At 47.9% G+C, this 20,179-nt stretch carries 15 protein-coding genes; all 15 read left to right on the plus strand.

Features of this window, described 5'->3' with window-relative positions; all coding sequences use genetic code 11:
- Window positions 1–71 precede the first annotated feature (71 nt).
- The 15 genes from QFZ78_RS32030 to QFZ78_RS32100 all read left to right on the plus strand — a co-directional run bounded on the left by QFZ78_RS32030 (window position 72) and on the right by QFZ78_RS32100 (window position 20,170).
- On the plus strand, window positions 72–1,886 hold the full coding sequence (locus tag QFZ78_RS32030; protein ID WP_307553379.1) for a sensor histidine kinase: 1,815 nt from the start codon (window positions 72–74) through the stop codon (window positions 1,884–1,886).
- Window positions 1,879–2,949, plus strand: a complete 1,071-nt coding sequence (locus QFZ78_RS32035; protein ID WP_307553380.1) for a response regulator transcription factor — start codon at window positions 1,879–1,881, stop codon at window positions 2,947–2,949. The genes QFZ78_RS32030 and QFZ78_RS32035 overlap by 8 nt, the downstream gene beginning before the upstream one ends.
- A 17-nt stretch (window positions 2,950–2,966) precedes the next feature.
- Window positions 2,967–3,905 (plus strand): GNAT family N-acetyltransferase, encoded by a 939-nt coding sequence (locus QFZ78_RS32040; RefSeq protein ID WP_307553381.1) that lies wholly within the window; start codon window positions 2,967–2,969, stop codon window positions 3,903–3,905.
- Between the two features lie 107 nt (window positions 3,906–4,012).
- The gene (locus tag QFZ78_RS32045) at window positions 4,013–4,849 is read left to right on the plus strand and encodes a sugar phosphate isomerase/epimerase family protein (protein ID WP_307555983.1); all 837 of its coding nucleotides are present in this window, start codon (window positions 4,013–4,015) and stop codon (window positions 4,847–4,849) included.
- 16 nt (window positions 4,850–4,865) lie between these two features.
- On the plus strand, window positions 4,866–6,191 hold the full coding sequence (locus QFZ78_RS32050) for a hypothetical protein (protein ID WP_307553382.1): 1,326 nt from the start codon (window positions 4,866–4,868) through the stop codon (window positions 6,189–6,191).
- Between the two features lies 1 nt (window position 6,192).
- Entirely contained in the window at window positions 6,193–7,479 is a 1,287-nt protein-coding gene (locus QFZ78_RS32055) for a M20 family metallopeptidase (protein WP_307555985.1), read from the plus strand.
- A gap of 6 nt (window positions 7,480–7,485) precedes the next feature.
- Entirely contained in the window at window positions 7,486–7,881 is a 396-nt protein-coding gene (locus QFZ78_RS32060) for a Rid family detoxifying hydrolase (protein ID WP_307553383.1), read from the plus strand.
- A 37-nt stretch (window positions 7,882–7,918) separates the two neighbouring features.
- Complete coding sequence (locus QFZ78_RS32065; RefSeq protein ID WP_307553384.1) at window positions 7,919–8,677, plus strand: SDR family NAD(P)-dependent oxidoreductase; 759 nt, start codon at window positions 7,919–7,921, stop codon at window positions 8,675–8,677.
- Between the two features lie 14 nt (window positions 8,678–8,691).
- Window positions 8,692–9,807 carry an alanine racemase gene (locus QFZ78_RS32070; RefSeq protein WP_307553385.1) on the plus strand — a complete coding sequence of 372 codons (1,116 nt, stop codon included), beginning with the start codon at window positions 8,692–8,694 and terminating at the stop codon, window positions 9,805–9,807.
- Between the two features lie 37 nt (window positions 9,808–9,844).
- Window positions 9,845–13,546, plus strand: a complete 3,702-nt coding sequence (locus QFZ78_RS32075) for a hypothetical protein (RefSeq protein ID WP_307553386.1) — start codon at window positions 9,845–9,847, stop codon at window positions 13,544–13,546.
- A gap of 54 nt (window positions 13,547–13,600) precedes the next feature.
- Window positions 13,601–15,355, plus strand: a complete 1,755-nt coding sequence (locus tag QFZ78_RS32080; protein ID WP_307553387.1) for a polysaccharide deacetylase family protein — start codon at window positions 13,601–13,603, stop codon at window positions 15,353–15,355.
- A complete protein-coding gene (locus QFZ78_RS32085) occupies window positions 15,352–16,347 on the plus strand; it encodes a Gfo/Idh/MocA family protein (RefSeq protein ID WP_307553388.1) in 996 nt (331 codons plus the stop codon). Before QFZ78_RS32080 ends, QFZ78_RS32085 begins: the two co-directional genes overlap by 4 nt.
- 40 nt (window positions 16,348–16,387) lie before the next feature.
- Window positions 16,388–17,665 carry a DegT/DnrJ/EryC1/StrS family aminotransferase gene (locus QFZ78_RS32090; protein ID WP_307553389.1) on the plus strand — a complete coding sequence of 426 codons (1,278 nt, stop codon included), beginning with the start codon at window positions 16,388–16,390 and terminating at the stop codon, window positions 17,663–17,665.
- A gap of 68 nt (window positions 17,666–17,733) precedes the next feature.
- Entirely contained in the window at window positions 17,734–19,422 is a 1,689-nt protein-coding gene (locus QFZ78_RS32095; protein WP_307553390.1) for a polysaccharide deacetylase family protein, read from the plus strand.
- Between the two features lie 4 nt (window positions 19,423–19,426).
- The gene (locus QFZ78_RS32100; protein ID WP_307553391.1) at window positions 19,427–20,170 is read left to right on the plus strand and encodes a creatininase family protein; all 744 of its coding nucleotides are present in this window, start codon (window positions 19,427–19,429) and stop codon (window positions 20,168–20,170) included.
- Window positions 20,171–20,179: the final 9 nt, after the last annotated feature.

Consider the following 20,179-nt stretch of genomic DNA (forward strand, 5'->3'; position numbering starts at 1 on the left):
GTAAAAAGGTTGTCCAAAATGAAACGCTTCCATGGTATAATTAGTTTTAAACACGGTTAGGTGGGATAAGGATGGTCCGGATTAGGAAGCTATCGATGCATGTGAAATTGGCCATCCTGGTTCTTGGATTTGTCTGTATCCCTTTTTTAGTTTCTGGCATGATCTGGTACGAGAAGTCTACCCAAAGTATCGAAAACAACGCGATACACTACAGCCGTCAAATTGTGGAACAAATTAATGATAACCTCGACTCTTACTTCGTGGAGTTAAGCACCATCACATCACCTGTTTTAACTTCTCCATTAGTGAGTCAGTTTTTAAATTCAAAAAATGCAGACACTTATGACATGTACCTTATGAAAAGAAAAATAGACAATGAGCTATTTTTAAATATATTGTCAGTGCGAACAGACATTATTAATCTCTCCATTGTCTCGGATGACGGTTTGATCGTTAGCAGCTACGAGGACCGCGGTTCTCTTGAAGCTTTCAGCGAATATAAGGGGAATCGTACAACGAACCGGACATTCAAGAACTTCAACATCGAAGGTGTCCGAAAAGTTAACTCCACGAATGTACTGACGATCACGCGCGATTTGCGGGATATCTCCAAAAACAAAATAAGAGCAATGCTCATCATTGATGTGAACTATAAAGTAATTCCTCGTTTGTTGGAAAACGTAAAGCTAGGTAATTCCGATTTGATTTGGGCGATGGATTCAGAGAATCGAATCATCTATCACCAGGATGAAAAGTTGTGGGGAAAGTACGTTAATGAGGCAGTTCCAACTTACACGGGTCTGCAAGGAGAAGAGAAAAGCGGCTTTTATATCGATCAATCATCAGGCAAAAAGAAACTCGTCATTTACGATGATCTTAAATCTACAGGCTGGGTCATTGTGGATGAGCTTCCGCTAGAGGAGCTCATCGGCAGCTTGATGAATCTGCGTTATCTTACGCTTGGAATTGGTTTAGTTTTAGTTATTTTGGTTCTAGCTGCGGTTGGGACTTTTACACTCTCCTTAACACGTTCATTGCTCCTTCTGCAGAAGCTTATGCGCAAAGCTGAAGACGGTAATTTGGATGTTCGTGCTCCTGTGCATAATGGCAAAGAAATTGGCAGCTTGTTCGGGAGCTTTAACAACATGGTCTCCGAAATCAAAAGACTAATTGAAGTCGTACATCTAGCTGAGTTGAAACAAAAGGAAATGGAAATCAAGCAAATGGAGTCAAGCCTCCTTATCATGCAATCGCAAATTAATCCTCACTTTCTGTATAACACGTTAGAGGTAGTGAATTCGTATGCCATTGAAGCAGGGGTTCGGCCGATTAGTAAAATGGTGACCTCCATCGCCAAAATGTTCCGTTATAACGTCGGGAATCCACAAAAAACGGTTACACTTTTGGAAGAAATTGAGCATATGCAGACATACTTGTCTATTCAAAAAGAGCGCTATGAACGCCTCAAAGTTGAATGGGATGTTGATGAAGGTGAAGCGATGCAAGTTTCCACCGTACGTCTCATTTTACAACCGCTTGTGGAAAACGCCTTTCAGCACGGTTACGAAGATCATGATCGCAAGCCGGAGTATTTGAAAATATCTGGATGTTTTACAGATGATCGGGCGTATGTCATTTCGTTAATTGACAGAGGGAATGGGATGACTGAGGAGACGTTGAACAGGTTGAACCGATTATTTACGGAGGTCACTATTAAGCAAATGGTTCGTGAGCATCAGTTTCAAGAGGAAAATCTTGGGATGTGGAACGTACACAGCCGCCTTCGCTTAACGTATGGTGAGCCGTACGGCTTATATATCCGAGAGTCAGGACCAAACGGTACTCAGATGGACATTACATTGCCAGGGAGGAAAAGGCATGTATAAAGTGATCATTGTGGATGATGAGCCTTCTGTGAAACGTAGTTTGAAGGCCATTATTGAACGGGAGACTTCTTCATTTGAAGTAAGTGCATTTGCAGAGAACGGTCAAGAAGCGCTAGACCTCATTAGCGAATCTATACAGGACGTTGTCATTACAGACATTCGAATGCCAGTGATGGATGGGTTGCGACTGGCTGAGGAGATCGTAAGCCGTGGGATTCAGACTGAAGTGATTATCATTTCCGGATACAGCGATTTTAGCTATGCCAAACAGGCACTAAGGCATGGAGTCTCCGATTATCTGCTTAAGCCGCTTGATGTAGACGAAGTATTAAGAGTGCTTTCTTTGACCGAGAAGAAACTGGGCAATGAACGTAAAGGCATCGTTGAGCGGAGTGAATGGATCGCTGTTTGTAAAGTAGAAGCGGAGACGATGGCGAAACACATGTGGGTCCTCAACATGACCGCCGTATGGGAGCAGCTTGAAGGGATACACGAACGGTTGCAGACGTATCGAGCAAATTCAGCGAGACTCAAGGAGATGTATATTCACTTGTTTTACTTGCTGCAAGCGGAAATAGCGGGTCTGAGCGGCAACAGAATTAAATTAAAAGCTCTTCCCGACTATGAATGGAACGGTCAAGCCGAGCTATTGAACCGACATATTAAGCTGGTGCTGCAATGTGCAACGGAAGAAATCCGGCATATTCGGAATTGGGGTTCGCACAAAAATATGCTGGAATCCGTGAAACAGATCAATCAGAATTTTGCGAACGAATCGTTTTCCATGATGAATGCAGCTGAACTTGCAGGGATGTCGCCTACGTATTTCAGTAAGTCGTTCAAAGAAGAAGTGGGCGTTAGCTACACCCAATATATAGCCAAATTGCGAATGGACAAGGCGATCGAGCTATTGAGTGATCGGAACAATAAGGTGTACGAGGTTGCCTATGCGGTCGGCTACAATGAATACGCTCATTTTGCTAAAGTGTTCAAAAAGTATTACAAGTTTTCTCCGACAGATTACCGACATTCCTTAGAGATATGCCAAAACGGGCTTAATTAAGGATGAGGAGGTTAGAAATGCGAACAGTGAAGCTAAAACCTAGCCATTTGGAAGGAATTTGTGAACTGTGGAATCGGGAGATAGGGAGCGATTTTCCGCTCCGCACACGTCTATTGCATCAAAACAGTTTGAGCCACCCGGATTTTTTATCGGAGGGTTCTTTTGTCGTTGAGGAAGAATCGTCCGACTATACGGTGGGGGTTGTCATAAGCAAAGTTCAGCGATTCGGTGTGGGTTATATTTCCATACTGCTCGTTGATTCTCGCTATAGAAATTTAGGTATTGGCGATACATTGCTTAAATTGGCTGAAAAAGCGTTAAAGGACGTAGGAATGAGCTCTATTGCCCTAGGCGGGGATTCTGGACATTTCTTTCCCGGAGTACCCTCCCAATACGTTGGTACGAAACGCTGGTTTGAGAAACGTGGGTTTAAGCAACGCGGTAGCACTTACGATCTATTAGGTGATTTTCGTGGGAAGGTGCTTGTAGAGAACGATGTTGGACCGGAAGTCACGTTGTCTGTTGCAGGAGAAGCAGATCGTGAAGATTTGCTCGCTTTCATGAACATATACTTTCCTGGGCGTTGGAAAGAGACGACGAACCGGTATTTGGCATTAGGGGGGACAGGCAGAGAGTTTGTCCTCATGCGTAAGTCCGGTAAGATTATTGGCTTTTACCGTATTAATGACGAGTATTCTCCAACTCTGGCCGGCAATCAATTCTGGAGTCCATGTTTTCAAGAGCCATGCGGTGGAATCGGTCCACTGGGCATTGCGGCTCCATATCGTGGTTATGGGTACGGAATAGCAGTTCTTCAAGCAGGCATGCGGGTATTACAGGAACAGAATCATCACCTGATGGTTATCGATTGGACGACGGAGGTCGATTTCTATGCCAAAACAGGTTTTTCGATTTGGAAAACCTACCATCTATATGCCAAAGAAGATCACTCATGAAATGACATATTTCCATATAAAATACCATCCCGATTCAGAAAAAAATAGGATAATCTTAGGATGTTACCTTATAAGGCTCTTTATTAGGAGGAGTAACTCTGTTGAAGATGAAAATATCCTGCCACTTAATTACATGGGAAGAGGATTTCGTTGAAGGGATGGAGGAAGCGTCGTCTCTGGGCTTCCGAGCTTGTGAAACTTTTACAAGAATCGCATTGAAATACGAAGATCGAATTCATGAATTCAAAGCATTATTCGAGCGATATGGTCTTGGTTTGTCCGCATTATACGGTGGGGGTCGATTCAGCGATGCTTCGCAATTCCATGAAACCGTGGCATATAATACGCGTGTGGCTAGATTTGCCGCTCAGAACGGCAGTGATCGGATTGTTCTTGGACCGAGAGGACCGCGAACAGAGGGAGGTACGACGTTAGAGGAATTAAAGACCGCCGCAAGAGCGATTAATGAATCTGCCAAACGATGCTACGATCTAGGTGTGAAAGCCTGTGTGCACCCGCATCTGCATACGGAAATTCAAGATGAAAACGAAATCGATGCCATTATGGAAATGACAGACCCGAACTTTGTCTTCTTTTGCCCGGATACAGCCCATCTAACGAAGGCGGGCATGGATCCTGTTGCAGTGATGCGGAAATATAAGGATAGAATCGCTTATATGCATATCAAGGACGTCACTCCGGACGAACCTGATCGCAGCAAATTTCCTGTTTTGACCGGGGACGAGGCGCTGCCGATTTTTTGTGAACTAGGGCTTGGATCTATTGATTTTCCGGCTGTTGTTCGCCTTTTGGAGGAAATCCAATATGATGGCTGGATGACGATTGAAATTGATCAGTCAACCAGCACCCCTCTGAACAGTCTGACGATCTGCAGGGATTATGTCGAGCAGAAGCTTGGTATACCTGTTAGCAATCGGATGTGAAAGAGAGGAACGAGTCATGATGGAATGCGGCATATATGAAATGGATATCACACCCCCGCTGGGGTTTGCCATTCCAGGTTATTTTACTCCTAGACCTGCCATTGGGATCAAAGACAACCTGTACGTCAAAGCCGTTGTAATCGGAGACGGTCATAACTTCACGGCCATTATCGTACTCGATACGATCGGTATTGAGAAGGAAGAAGTGGCTGCCATCCGCAAACGGGTGACAGAGGGGACCGGAATTCCAGCATCCCATATTTTGGTTGCTGCTACACATACCCATACAGGTGGACCCATTTATCGGGATCGCGGTCCAGATGGTGATAAGTACACAGCGTACTTAGTCAAAAAGGCTGCAGATGCAACAGTTTTGGCTTATGAGAACAAGTGTAATGCCCAAATTGGTTTCGCCAAAGGGGAAGCGGACGGGATCTCGTTTAATCGTCGTTATTTTATGCGGGATGGAAGTCTGCGAACGAATCCAGGTTTTAACAATCCAGACATCGTAGAGCCGGCAGGTCCCATCGATTCAGACGTATTCGTGATTCGACTAGATGGTGAGGACGGCAGTCCTCTTGGAGTCATAACGAATTTCGCCTGTCATCCTGACACGATTGGTGGAAAACGGTATAGCGCAGACTATCCTGGAGAAATTAGCCGTGTATTGAAAGCGGTTTACGGTGATTCGTTCATAAGTCTTTTTCTTAACGGGGCTTGTGGGAATATTAATCATCTTGATTTTATGCATTCCTTACGACCCGAGCCTGACGCCTTTCGCCAATTGGGGAGAGTATTAGCGGGTGAAGTTATCAAAACTAGAGAAAAAGCCGTCACGGAGAATTCGCTTCAAGTAGAAGGGCGTTGCGAGCTGCTTTCGCTTTCTGTACGTAAGCCGTCACCAGAGGATCTCCAGAAAGCTGAAGAACATCTCCGTGCGACTGAACATCCTGAGAATAAGAAAGTAATAACGGAGGCGGACTCCTTTTTTGCCAGGCAACTTCTCACGCTCAGTGAGCGGCAGGAAACGGAAGTGTTCGTTGAAATTCAAGTACTTCGAATTGGAGCGTCTGCGATTGCAGCTTTTCCATGTGAATTATTCGTGGAATTCGGTCACGACCTTAAACAAAGATCACCCTCCCCCCATACACTAATCGCTACTTATGCGAATGGCGTTAACGGATATGTAGCAACTCGAGAAGCGTTCGTTCAGGGCGGATACGAGACTCGGTTGACGTCTCGAACTCGGCTGGCCCCTGACTCTGGCGAACGAATGGTCGACACGGTGCTTGGGCTCTTACAACAATTATGCGATTCGGATGGAGGGAATAACATTGAGTAAAGTGATATTTACCGACCAAGATTTGGAAAGCTGGGTACGGAATCAAAAAGACCATTTAGTGAAGATGCTTTTGGAAATGGTAGCCATTCCAAGTGAAAATGTACCTCCAAATGGGAATGAATTGCCCATGCAGATATACCTAGAAAAGGTGTTAAAGGAGCTCGATTTCGATACAGAGCTGTATGCATTATCTAGTGTAGATGGACTGAGGACAAATCAGGCTTTCTGGGGGGATCGCAACTATACAGATAGACCGAATTTGTATGCTTCCAAAATGGGAAATGGCGAAGGTAGGTCGCTGCTCTTCGCCGTTCACGCGGACGTCGTGCCAGGCATTACCGGCAAAACGGCAGAAGACCCCTTCCAACCTGTTATCATAGGGGGCCGTTTGTATGGTCGCGGTTCAAACGACATGAAAGGCGGTATCGCTGCCGTCTTGCTTGCTTTTAAATATTTGCAGGAAATAGGTATCCACTTGCTCGGTGATCTCAGCTTCGAGAGCGTAGTCGATGAAGAGATGGGCGGTGCCAACGGAACTTTGGCAGGGCGGATTCGAGGAAATCGAGCTGATGCTGCGATCGTTCCCGAACCTACTAACTTGCGGGTCTGTGCTTCACACATGGGTGGAGCTGCCTGGAGGATCTGTGTTCGAGGCAAAGGGGGCATGGGATTCGGCGGTGAGGAGCTGCGAAATCCGGTTTACGGAATGGCACACCTTATCCGAGCAATCGAGAGCTACCAGAAAGACATGCAGATACGAAAATGTTTCGTTACACCGACGGGCGAGTCCCAAAGTCCTGCGGTCGTGCTTTCGATGATCCAAGGAGGTGGCTTCGAGCCTGGCATGGCAGACGGGATCCCGGAAACTTGTATGATTGAAATTTGGGTCGAATGTTTGCCAGGTGAGTCGTTCTCCGCTTTGGAGTCAGAATTTATTGGAGTGATTCGCACCTTAATTACACAACCGGAACTGGCTGGGCTTGAGGTCGATTGGGAGCTGATCACCCGATTTATTCCCGGAAGCCATGCTGAAACACCTCTTACTAACATTTTGCTGCAACAGGCGGAAGAGGAATGGGGAATGCCAGTTGGAACTTATACGGCGCCATTTGCTTGTGACGCTTTTATGTTCAATTGTCACTCTGACACGCCAGCGGTCATCCTTGGACCGGTCGGCGAGAATGCCCATGCTTCAGACGAGTTTGTGGACATTGAGAGCTTGATCAAGCTAACCAAAATTTATATCACCGCCATTGTTGAATGGTGCGGAGTAGAAAGCGGGAGGTAATTTCAAATGGCAGACAAGTGGGTCAAAGAAGAGATTAGCACTGCCGGAGCGCCACAAAATACGGGGCCTTATTCACAGGGAATTCGGGTAGGGAATCTTATTTATACATCGGGGGAAGGTCCGTTAGATCCCGTAACGGGAGAGATTGTGGAGGGTACGATTGAAGAGCAGACACGGCTTGTGTTTCGCAACTTGGAAGCGATTCTAAATGCGGCAGGAGCAACTTTGCAAGATGTTGTTAAGGTAACGGCACATCTTGCAGATATAAATGATTTTGAACGCTTTAACAGTGTGTACAAGGAGATTTTTCCTGGACCCGTTCGTCCGGTTCGCACGACGGTCGGCAGCCAATTAACTGTACGCGTGGAAGTGGACGTTGTAGCTGTCATACCGGAGGGTTAAGATCCGCTGGATAAGGTGTTGACTAGGAGGAATCGCAATGAGGCTTGAAGGTAAAGTGGCGATCATTACAGGAGGTTCGCTCGGCATTGGATTGGCAACGGCTATTCGTTTCGCTAAAGAAGGTGCCAAGGTAGCGATTGCAGGACGAAGCCTTACCGCCCTAGAAGAGGCAGCGAGCCTTATTAGAAGCGATGGCGGCGAAGTTATGACATCCCAGGTTGATGTGCAGGTGAAGAGTCAAGTTGACCGATTGGTAGACGAAGTCATTGAACATTGGGGTGCTGTACATATATTGGTTAACAATGCAGGCATTTGTGGATTAAGCGCATTCCTAGACATCACCGAGGAAGATTGGGATGACCACATGAACGTGAATTTGAAGGGTTCATTTCTTGCCGGTCAGCGAGTTGCTCGAGAGATGATGGAACGTCGGACGGGTGGATCTATCATTCATATGTCAAGTGTGAATGGTATTAACGCGGAAGCCATGCAGGCACATTACAATGTGACAAAGGGCGGTATGAACCTGCTCAGCATGTCCATGGCACTTGAGTTGGCACCTTACGGAATCCGAGTGAATGCGTTATGTCCTGGCTTCATAGAAACTCGACTTACGAAGTCGTTGATTGACGACCCTCCGGCCATAGCTGACTATGTCAAGACGATACCGATGGGCCGAGTCGGACAGCCGGAAGAGATAGCGGATGCTGCTTTGTTTTTAGCATCAGACGAATCTCGTTACATGACCGGCCACAACCTAGTTGTTGATGGCGGCCAAGTCATCAAACTTGCGTAATAGGAGGATCGATTATGAGTGAAATCTATGAACTGCCAGAGGCTCTTCAAACACTCGAAACACCTAGTGTTTTAGTAGATTTGGACATCATGGAGCGCAATCTCCATAGGATGGCAGAATCAGCTAAGACCGCTGGGGTTAAGCTCCGACCTCATACAAAAACACACAAAAATACATGGATTGCCCATAAACAGCTCCAATTAGGGTCAACCGGGATTACTGTGGCCAAACTTAGTGAAGCGGAAGTGATGGCAAATGCAGGAATTCGGGATATCCTCATTGCCTATCCTATTGTAGGGAAGACAAAGCTTGCGCGCTTGCGCCAATTAATGCTTCGTGCGGATGTGACAGTCAGTACAGATGACCTCGAGGTGGCACGTGGATTGTCTCATCTTGGGGAGGCCATGGGCTGCAAAGTGGCGGTTTACGTTGACGTTAATACCGGGCTGGGTCGCTGCGGCAGAGAGCCTGGCGAAGAAACAGCGCTACTAGTGAAGGAAATGAGCCGTCTTCCCGGTTTGAGAGTTACCGGGCTCATGACTCATGCTGGAAATTCATATGGCTCCAAAAGTACAGAAGAGCTCCGGGTTGCAGCCAGAAACGAAGCCGAACTGTTAGTCATGACGCAGGTGATGTTGAAGAGAGACGGGATCCATATCGAACAAATTAGCGTTGGTTCGACCCCAACAGCAGCCTTTATAGCGGAACAAATAGGTGTAACCGAAATGCGTCCCGGTTCCTATGTGTTTAACGACGGCACCCAACGGGATCTTGGCGTAGCCGGAGCTGACGACTGTGCCCTATATGTTGCAGCTACAGTTGTGAGCGCTCCGCGTGACGGGATGGTCATCATCGATGGGGGTTCCAAGACTTTTTCCAGTGATTTAAATCCCCATCGGAAGGGCTATGGAACGTTATACGGGCGTGTGGACGTCATCATTGAACGATTAAGCGAAGAACATGGAACAGTAAGAGTTCCAGAAGGAATGAAGCTATCTGTTGGGCAGCAGCTTCTGTTTCTCCCGAACCATTGCTGCACGACGACTAACATGCATGATCAGTTAATCGGCATTCGTAACGGCCGAATGGAAAGGGTGCTAACTGTAGATGCGCGTGGAAAAGTTCAGTAATCGAGAGACTCTGGCGCCGAAAGGAGAGCAGTCCATCATGACAACAGCTGTCAACCGTTATCCCATTTATTTGGTACATGAACAAAACAGCTTCTTCGAAGCACCCCATTCGGGGAAGTTTAAGGTTGCCGATCTGGGTTTCCGAGCGAAGATTGTTCAACTAAAGGACTCGAATCACGCTATATCATTCCGTGCGTACACGGAATTGGATCAATTCTGCCTGAATTTGCGTTATGAATCTGTCCCACCCGAAGCCGACGGCGAAGTCGTGCTTTTTTTCGATTTTGGCCATACGCGTAGGAAACGTCATGGGGCATTTTCGATAAAGTTTAAAGAGGATGGCAGCGTGGTGTATGAGGAATTCCTGTATGAAATTGAAAAATTGGAGATTCCTCCCGACATAGCGTATTCGATTTCGACTTCGGAAGGCTTTGTAGACCTATCTTTGAGAATGCCGTTACGGCTCTTGCGGATTGAGTCACCAGAGCAGCGAATCCTCGGGTTCAACGCGGTTCGTACGGTAAAAAGCGAAGATGAAACTACGCTGATTACGTGGTCGGGTATTCCAGGCGATCGGCCGACGATGGGTTTAGGGATGGGTGATTTGCTGCTGACTCGGGGGCTGACCGAAGATGAGATCGAGACGAGGAAGCAAAAGGTTCAAGCGGATAGTACGCTCTTTTTTACGCGATGGGAGAAGTGGAAGATTCCTCAAGACATATACGGCTTTGTGACCGAGAAACGTAAGGGCTTTACTGCTAGATTATCTAGAGCCGACGTTGACCAAGCTCGGAAGTCCGCAAACACGACGCTTTGGGGCGGGCGGGTGAAAAATGAGATCTTGCAGATTGCAGATTACTGGGCTGCCAAGAGCGACGATGAGCTGTTCGAGCTGGTACCCGTGGGCAACCCTAGGGCGCTTTCCGTGGGGCAATATTTCGGGGATCCTCTTACAGGCGGCAAGCGGACTGCATATCAGCTTTGTCTAGAGCGGCCTTACCAATATTATAACCCTACTACCCAAACATGGTGGTATAACGGGATGACACTGCAAAACCCAACAACGGGCGAAGATGTCATAATGGACGATGACGGTCAAGGGTTCTTAGCACCAGAAGGATTTCCAAATCCGGGAGTACGGTATATGTTTACGGCTTCGTACCGTTTATTCATCCTCTCCATGTTGATGGGAAACCCGTATTGCTCCGTTTTGGAGGATAAAAATATCTGCGAAGAGACGACCGGCATGCAGAACTCCGGTGCGATTAACAACTTGGCATATGCCTACCTGCTTACTGGCGATACGAAATATGCCTTCAAAGCATTACTGTTGATTGGGCGTATTGCCGAGCTTGTGCCATATATGAACGGCAACTATGGATCGGGTTACTACGATACTGTGCAAATATCCGAGCCGACAACGACGGAATCCCACTGGCTATCTAACTTCTTTGAAGCAGCAGACCTGCTTTATGAAGCAGGGGAGGAATTTCGTCCTGATTTAGAACGCTTTTTTGCAGCCAAACCCGATGCAGAAAATAAAACGAGGACATCTCCATTCCGTGTGAACACGGCTGTCCACGAAATGATTCCTTACATTTTGTACAGTTGCGAAATTGAGAAAACCCGCGACGCCGATTGGTCCCTGCGTTGGATTTATCTACAGTTGCTTATCGCTTCGTATATGGGAAGCGGTAAGCTAATGCGTCATATTTTATATGGTGGAAAATATAGCTTGGAATCGAAGTTTCGTAATAACTTTTTCCGAGATGGCCGATATATTTACGATTCACTGGGCTATATTGCAGCAATTTGTGAGCAAGTGTCCATGATGGCGAACAACAACTACGGGTTCACGGATGAGGAGCATTTTCCAAATGGAATCGATCTGTTTGAAGACTCGGATTTCAGTCTGAAACAGGTGATTGGACTTTTTGCGAAGCTGCGTTCGGGAAGCCTGATTCCTATGTTTGGCGACACGCTTGCGGATAATGTGGAGCCGATCTCTGAAGATCGAAGGAAAGGCAAAATCACTTATACACCTTCCTATGAAATCATTTACCGCCGTTCGCCATCGCTTCGTTCGGTAATAGGCGGGCTTTTATCCCGATATGATCAGGAGGAGTTAACCGCATATCGCCTCCGGAGCGTTCGAGATACAAACAATAAGCACTCTTTATTATTGCTTGCTACGGCGGCCGAGTGGGAGGAATACCAGCAATATGAGGCGAAGTCCGATCAACTTCAACCTTCTTTCCTTCTGCAAGACTCTGAAACGAGTATGTTCCGTGTAGGGACCAATGCTCACAACAGCAAGCATGTGATGCTGTACGGACAGCCATCCGCCGGACACCGACATGGCGATAAGCTGGGATTGTGGATTGGGGGCTACGGGTATCATCTGCAAGCCTCAGGCGGTAGATATCCGTTTACTTGGCTCAGTCCCAAATATGAGGCGTGGGAAACACATTCGGCGGCTTGTACAGTTGCTTTAGTCGATGGTAAAGATCAGGTGCCTTCCTATTCACGTCAAAAAGGCCACTACGAGGGTAATATTCTCCAAATGGCGGGACTTGATAATACGATTGCTTACCCAGGTACACATTACGAGCGTTGGTGTTGGGTCGTTCAGGCTCCTGATCAGGAAAACGCCTATATCGTTGATTTTAATGGTTTAACAGGCGGGAAAACGTTTGATTATAACACGGTAGGAATGGACTGTAAGCCCGAATCCGTGCAATTCGAAGGCATCGAGGAATCAGAGTGGATGCCGATGGAAGGCACACTAGCTGGTGCGGATGTTCCTTTATACAGCAAACCTGGCTTCGGATGGATGAAGGCTTTACGAAAGGCGAAGGTGAATGGTCCTATTTCCTGGACATTCCCATATGGTGCTCCTTCCATGAAAATCCATACCGTTCCAAAAGGGGAGCAACGCGAGCTCATCCTGTGCCTTGGAGAAAAGGGTGGGGAGGAAATGCAGAAATCCCTATGGGAACCCTATGTATTATGGCGGGATGAAGACAATGTAGATGCAGCAACCCATACAACAGGTTTTATTAGCGTATTGGAGCCGTTTGAGGGTACGTCGTTCCTGCAATCTGTTCTTCCGCTGATGCCGGACTCGAACACAGTCCCTCATCACCCTATGTCGACAGGCATGGAGATTCGGTATCGGGATGGGATTCATCATGATATTGTACTCAGTTCTTATACGGAAGGGGAAATGGTCCGTTACTGTGATTCCCAAGGACGAATCTTTGAAACGGATGCCAAGGCTTTGGTTCTGCGCTATCGGGACGACCAGCTCGTTCAACTTGAAGCTGTACGTTACTCGGTTATCCGCACATCAGACGGAGAGTGGACAGCGGACGCTTCTGCTTATCGAGGGGTTGTAACCGAAGTGATTGCAGAAACCAGAACCATTGGAGTCGAGCTCGATCGAGTCGACGAGAGCTTGGAACAAGCATTTAAAAGGCAGGCAGCGCTAATTGATTCTGCGGATTACTTGAAGCCATCTGCCTACTACCTGTTTGATCCGCAGATCGACGGACGATCTCTGAAGTTTAGCTCCGACATGACGCTCATAAAGTTGGAAGAAGGATGGCCTTCTCCGCATAAGCGGCTTGGATTGGGGAATAAACAGGTCATCGAATATCGAGGTAAAAGGGTGCACATGGACGTGAAGATCGGGGATTCGTTTACACTTTCGAACATACTCCGCCTTAACTTAAGCTAAGCAAGTTAGCGAGATAATAGCAAGGTTGGAGCTTTTCTATGGAGGGGGCCGAATATGAACTTCGCGAGAATCGGAATTTTACTGGATCGGCGCATAGAAGAACAAAGGTATAAATACGGTTTAAACGTGTTCGAACGGTACATAGGGGAAGTGCTTTCCCATGCTGGAATTCCGTTTGAATGGTTGGACAGCGTCCATCATATGTTGGAAAGATTCTATGATTTGATTATCGTAGCAGCAGCCCCGAATGATGAAGCGACATCTCAATCGATCTGGGCTTACGCGGAGCGTGGCGGAATCGTCGTCAGTTACGCGGGAATCAACGCATTGGCTAGGCGGCTCGGCTATATGAAATCAGTCTCACTACCGATAGGATACGCCGAATTGCCTGAAAGCCTAGGAGACACCCGACCGCTCCGATTTCTCGGCGCTGTTCCTTGGGGCCGCCCTCAGCAACTTGCGGTAGAGGGCGATTGGGGACCTGGCGTCAATACCTCGAATGGATCGCTTTCTGGGGGTATGGAATGGGGCACGATCGCCTGCGAGCCGAAGGGCACGAAGCTCGGACCGGTGCTGCAGCAATTTCAGGTCGGCTCAGGCTCAATCGAACGATGGAGTATCGATCTACTGGGCACAATCGTCGGTCTGCAGCAGGGGACAGCACCTGTCTTCGACGACGGAGTTCCTGCTCCGGACGGAAGCGCACCCGTTGATGAAGGACTGTGGAAGGCAGACGACCGAGTTGAGCTGGATTGGACGCACGACCGCATGATAACGGAACCAGGGGCTCCCTACTTCGCCCATCCTTACGCTGATTTGTGGCGAGAGGCCATCGTTTCCCACATTATGCGAAGAATGGCGCAGAAGGGCAAAATATTGCCATTCGTCGACTATTGGCCTGAAGGCATTTCAAAGATAGCCATGCTATCCCATGACAGCGACCGCAATTGGGACGAAGACGCCATTGCGACTTTGGAAATTCTCGAGGAACACGGGATCCAATCGACATGGTGCATGATGAAGCCAGGCTATAGCGCATGGGTCTATCCGCGGATTAGGGAAGCAGGACATGAACTTGCCCTTCATTTCAACTCAAATGTGAATGAAGGCGGAAGTTGGACACAAGAGGACTTCAAGCGGCAAGCTCGATGGCTGCAGGATAACGTCGTACAAAAGGCAGTAACCAACAAAAATCACATCACCCTCCTCGAGGGTTGGGGAGAGCTGTTCTTGTGGTGTGAAGCCTGCGGTATCGAATCGGATCAGACGCGGGGACCGAGCAAGAAAGGAAATGCCGGCTTCTTGTTCGGAACGTGCCACCCTTATTTCCCGATTGCCTGGTCGGATGAACGGAATAGGCTGTACAATATTCTGGAAATCGGTTTCCTTACACAGGACCTTCCCCAATTTACCGATATGGGTGTAATTGTTCCTTTCTTGGAGCAGGTAAGTCTTGTTCGGGGAGTAGCTCATTTCCTATTCCATCAGGGGCGCATTCAAAGGTTCCCCGAAGTGCGGGAAGCGTTTCGACAAGTCGTCAAGGAAGCGCGGGAGCGAGGCTTCACTTTCTGGACCGGCAGTCAGATCAACGAGTGGGAACGAGCTCGAAGAACCGTACGCATCATTGGCGTGACGGAAGACGATTCCGTCATCCTGGGCGTTGCTGACCATGCAGCTCAAGCTATTTTCTGGCGGCCGCTTCGCGAGAATGAACAGGCAAGCCTGGAAGACGTAGTTGCAATAAAGTTCGGAATTGTTTGCAAACGAATGTCGAGGAGCAAATCAAAAATAGGAGTTGAACAAACATGAAATTTGCTATTGTCGGTTGCCAGCACTACCATATCAAGTCATTTATCGAAGAAATGATCAAAGAAGGGCATCAATTTGCAGGAATATTCGACCAAAGCGATTATAATGTCCCAGGACAGTACGCAGCTTCTTATGGCGTACCATTGTTCCAGTCCATTGATGAACTTATTGAACAGGGAGTAGAAATCATTGGCAGCGCCGGACCAAATGTTAGCAAAATCGACGTGATCGAATGGGCAGAAAAACATGGGATCCATGTCATGACGGATAAACCGGTTGTCATCGACCAGAACGGGTTAACCAGACTCCGCCAGGTGATCGACCGGAAGCGAATCAAACTAGGGATGATGCTGACCGCTCGCTTTGCACCGGCCCAATTTACGCTGAAATCAATGATCGACGAAGGACTGCTAGGCGAAATCGAGGATTTCACCTTCTTGAAGCCTCATAAACTTCATCCGGCCACCAGACCTGCGTGGTTTTTCGATAAAACGCTGAACGGAGGTCTGATCATCGATCTGATGATTCACGACGTTGATATGCTGTGGTGGTTTACGGGCAAGGAAATTGTTGGGCACAACAGCATGTTGATCAAAAATCGGTTTCCGGAGTATCCTAGTCTGTTTGAAAACGCTGTTGTCAACGTGCTTTTGGAGGACCATATAACCGCTACGATGAAATCAGATTGGTTGATGCCCGAAGCGTTCGAATCTTGGGGAGACGGGCGTATCTTTGTTTCCGGTACCAAAGGCAGGGCAGAAATTCGGACATCCGGAGACCCGCTTGGGCAACCGGGACCATTCATTGCCTTTACCGATCATCATAACAAGACGACTCGCTGGGAGATTAAGATCCCTCCCGCTACACTGGCTGAGGATTTCTTGAATCAAATTGCAGGCAAACCCCACCGGTTGACGGCGGAGGACATTTATCGCGCGAATGCGGCCGTGCTGAAGATCGACCGTGCGAGCACAAAGCTAACAAGTGTGTAAGAACCACTTTTGATTTTATAGTTGAAGGAGGAACTGAAATATGGAAAAGTTAGCGATCGACGGCGGAAAACCGATTAGGAGCACACCGCTGCCTCCACCTTTCCGAGGCTCAATGCTAATCGGAGAAGAGGAAATCAATTCGGTCTCGAAGGTACTTGCCGCCAAATCACCGTTCCGCTATTATGGTCCGGATATGCAGTATGCGGTAAAGGCTTTGGAAGACATGATTGCACGGGACTTGAATATCCCGTATGTGCTGGGCGTATCCTCATGTACGGCCGGCTTGGTGGTTGCTATGAAGGCTCTAGGAATTGGATACGGCGACAAGGTAATTGTGCCGGCAAATACGTTCATCGCAACGGCAGGAGCCGTCGTAAGCAGCAATGCAGTGCCCGTATACGTCGACATGGACGAAACGCTCAACTTGGATGCTGACGATCTAGAACGGGTTTACGATGATGAAGTCAAAGCGATCATCGTGGTACACATCAACGGCAGTCCGTGTGATATGGATAAAATAATGGCGTTCGCCAAAAAGCGTAACATCTACGTGATTGAAGACGTAGCCCAATCCCAAGGCTGCACGTACAAAGGAAAGATTTGCGGCACAATTGGAGACATCGGCGTGTTCAGCTTCCAAATGAATAAAATGTTGACGGCAGGCGAAGGCGGAGCGGTCATTACCTCGAATCCCGAGCTGTTCGAACGTGCTGTGCGCTATCACGACCAAGGCATGTTCCGGGACAAGGACCGCTTCCAAATCGAACCCCAATACGTGATGTCCGGACAAAATTACCGGATGAGCGAGCTGACCGGAGCCGTCATGATCGAACAGTGGAAGAAGCTCGATACCGTGATCGGAACGATGAGAAGACATCACCGTAAAATTCGCTCATACATTTTGGCTGAGATGCCTAAAGTGAGGTTCCGCGCGGCCGTTGACGATGACGGCGATACCGGCTGTGTACTTGGCATCGTTCATTCTACGCTGGAAAGGGCACAAGAATACGCAGCCGCGATGAAAGCGGAAAATGTCTCTACTCATGCGATGTACGATGGTATACCTTGTTATATGATCCCATGTTTCTTCGAGCAGCGTACAGCCGAGAAGGACAATTTTCCGTATAATTATCCATTCAAGAACCCGGTCGTATATACAAAAGACATGTGTCCAAAATGCGATGACCTACTGGGTAGAATAACGATCACATTGATCAGCCCAATCCTCACCGATGAAGAAGCGGATGAAATCGCTACTGCAGCCGTTAAAGTGTTAAAGGCGTTGGAAGCCAAAGAAAGCGCCAAGGCTCACGGTTGATGAGAGGATCTTGCCGAGATTGAAGGCAGCCGTAGTCATCCTACTTGATTGGAAAGGAAGAACGACGAATGAACATAGCGAGAATCGGGATACTGCGGGACAAACGATCCATTGAGCAGCGATTGACTTACGGGCTCAATACGTTCGGGCTTTATGTTGGCGAAGTGCTTTCCCATGCAGGCATCCCGTTCGAATGGATTGATGAGTTGCATCAGATTCTGGAGAACAAGTTTGATCTCATCCTCATTGCTGCAGCACCAAGTCACGAGACTGCTAATGACACCATATGGCGTTATGCGGAGCGTGGAGGAATAGTCGTCACCTTCGCCGGATTAAATGGGCTCGCACGTCGGCTAGGCTTCGCCGGAACTGAACCACTTACCGCAGGCTATGCGCATTTGCCGGAGGGGATGGGGGACACGAGACCGCTGCGGTTTCTAGGTGCCTCACCTTGGGTAAAACAGAAAGAGCCAGCAGAAGCATGCAAGGAATGGGGGACGATTACTCATGTTCCTCTAGGTGTTTCAGCGGGACCACTGCTGCAACAATTTACAATCGGTTTAGGAACGGTCGAACGTTGGAGCGTCGATGTGATGGGAACGATTGTTGGTTTGCAGCAGGGAACTGGCCCCGTTCTGGAAGACGGTACACCAGCTGCTGATGGGACTGGGAATTTGAATGATGGGTTGCTTAAAGCTGAGGACGGGCTAGAGATGAACTGGGAGTATGACAGAAAAACGACAGAAACTGGAATGGCTTACTTCGCACATCCGTACGCGGATTTATGGCGGGAAGCCGTTGTTTCACATATTCTCGGACGAATGGTTGAAAAACAAAAACCTGTGCCTTTTTCCGACTACTGGCCAGATGGTATAGATAGAGTAGCCATGATTTCACATGATAGCGACCGGAATTTTGACGAAGACGCGGACACTACCCTGCAAACGCTAGCAACCGCGGGTATTCACTCCTCTTGGTGCATGATGAAGCCTGGTTACAGTGCTTGGCTTTACCCGCAAATTGAGGAAGCTGGTCATGAGCTTGCCCTTCATTTTAATTCGAATATCAACGAGGGTGGCAGATGGAATCAAACGGATTTTAATCGGCAATTCGAGTGGCTTAGGGACAACATCCAGGGTAAAGTGATCAGCAATAAAAACCATTTTACCCGATTTGAAGGCTGGGGTGAGTTGTTCCAGTGGTGTGAAGAATGCGGAATCGAATCGGATCAGACGCGGGGGCCGAGCAAATCGGGTGCGGCTGGGTTCCTTTTCGGAACCTGCCAACCGTATTTTCCAATGTCTTGGTCCAATGAAAGCAATCGGCTTTATGATGTGATGGAAATCGGATTTTTGACGCAGGATATTCCGCAGTTTACCGATGCGAGCGTAATTGTCCCCTTTTTAGAGGAGGTGGAAAAGGTTCGCGGTGTAGCGCATTTTTTATATCATCAAGGACGTATTCACAGCTCTCCCGAAGTTCGTGAGGCGTTGCTCCAAACGGTGCATATAGCCAAAGAACGTGGATTCACTTTCTGGACCGGGGGGCAAATTAACAACTGGGAGCGTAAACGAAGGCAAATGATAATTACTGGTTTGGATGAAAAAGGGGATGTCATCATCAGAACTGAGTACGATGAGCATGGAGCTGAGAAGGCCATTTTTTGGCGTCCGATTCTTTCGGAAGAGGAACCAGGGGCTGAGCAGCTTGTCAAAGAACGCTTTGGCCTTAAGTGCGTACAACTGAAAAGAGGGTGAACTTATGCTAACGATGTATAATAATCGAAATGATTTTCAGAATACCGAATGTGATACAGCGATTTTGCCAGTGGGCGCACTGGAACAGCACGGAAGTCATCTTCCTTACGGGACAGACAATATTATTGCCGGGGCGCTGGCCGAGAGACTAGCTGTGACGCTAGATGCTTATCTACTGCCTCCAATTAACATTGCGTCTTCTATTGAGCACCGCGCTGCCAAAGGGACCGTTTATCTCAAGGCTGATACGCTTGCGCTTGTGATAAGAGATATTGCTGAATCCCTGCTATACTCTGGCTTCAAACGCCTTCTTCTTGTTAACGGCCACGGTGGCAACTGGATCCTAAAACCGACGATTCGGCAGCTTAATCGAGACTTCTCAGACCGCTCAGAAGAGATGGAAGTCATTCTCATCCATACATCGGTCGCTTTGGGACGGCACCATGAAGTGATGGAGCATACGAAGCTCGATATCCACGGTGGGGAAAAGGAAACCTCACATATTCTGCATCTATGTCCTGAGCATGTAAAGGACTATGTCCCGCAAGCTGCACCGACGGCTGTACCCCAGGACTTCATGGATTACTTCGACGTTACAGAATTGACGGAAGACGGTTACTGGGGTTATCCGGAGGCTGCTAGTGCGGAGAAAGGCCTCAAAATGATGGACTTAATGGTAGAATGCTCTTTAGCGTATTTGCAACAAATAGAGAAGGAAAAAGAAAGAATCCGCAAACTGAAGAACTAAAGCTCAATC

This window comes from Paenibacillus sp. V4I5, from assembly GCF_030817255.1.
In the GTDB taxonomy this organism is placed as follows: Bacteria; Bacillota; Bacilli; order Paenibacillales; family NBRC-103111; genus Paenibacillus_E.

Bases quoted from the DNA above. Each gene is read 5' to 3' on its own strand.
- QFZ78_RS32030 (WP_307553379.1), top strand. From the start codon at position 72: ATGGTCCGGATTAGGAAGCTATCGATGCATGTGAAATTGGCCATCCTG.
- QFZ78_RS32035 (WP_307553380.1), top strand. From the start codon at position 1,879: ATGTATAAAGTGATCATTGTGGATGATGAGCCTTCTGTGAAACGTAGT.
- QFZ78_RS32040 (WP_307553381.1), top strand. From the start codon at position 2,967: ATGCGAACAGTGAAGCTAAAACCTAGCCATTTGGAAGGAATTTGTGAA.
- QFZ78_RS32045 (WP_307555983.1), top strand. From the start codon at position 4,013: ATGAAAATATCCTGCCACTTAATTACATGGGAAGAGGATTTCGTTGAA.
- QFZ78_RS32050 (WP_307553382.1), top strand. From the start codon at position 4,866: ATGATGGAATGCGGCATATATGAAATGGATATCACACCCCCGCTGGGG.
- QFZ78_RS32060 (WP_307553383.1), top strand. From the start codon at position 7,486: ATGGCAGACAAGTGGGTCAAAGAAGAGATTAGCACTGCCGGAGCGCCA.
- QFZ78_RS32065 (WP_307553384.1), top strand. From the start codon at position 7,919: ATGAGGCTTGAAGGTAAAGTGGCGATCATTACAGGAGGTTCGCTCGGC.
- QFZ78_RS32070 (WP_307553385.1), top strand. From the start codon at position 8,692: ATGAGTGAAATCTATGAACTGCCAGAGGCTCTTCAAACACTCGAAACA.
- QFZ78_RS32075 (WP_307553386.1), top strand. From the start codon at position 9,845: ATGACAACAGCTGTCAACCGTTATCCCATTTATTTGGTACATGAACAA.
- QFZ78_RS32080 (WP_307553387.1), top strand. From the start codon at position 13,601: ATGAACTTCGCGAGAATCGGAATTTTACTGGATCGGCGCATAGAAGAA.
- QFZ78_RS32085 (WP_307553388.1), top strand. From the start codon at position 15,352: ATGAAATTTGCTATTGTCGGTTGCCAGCACTACCATATCAAGTCATTT.
- QFZ78_RS32090 (WP_307553389.1), top strand. From the start codon at position 16,388: ATGGAAAAGTTAGCGATCGACGGCGGAAAACCGATTAGGAGCACACCG.
- QFZ78_RS32095 (WP_307553390.1), top strand. From the start codon at position 17,734: ATGAACATAGCGAGAATCGGGATACTGCGGGACAAACGATCCATTGAG.
- QFZ78_RS32100 (WP_307553391.1), top strand. From the start codon at position 19,427: ATGCTAACGATGTATAATAATCGAAATGATTTTCAGAATACCGAATGT.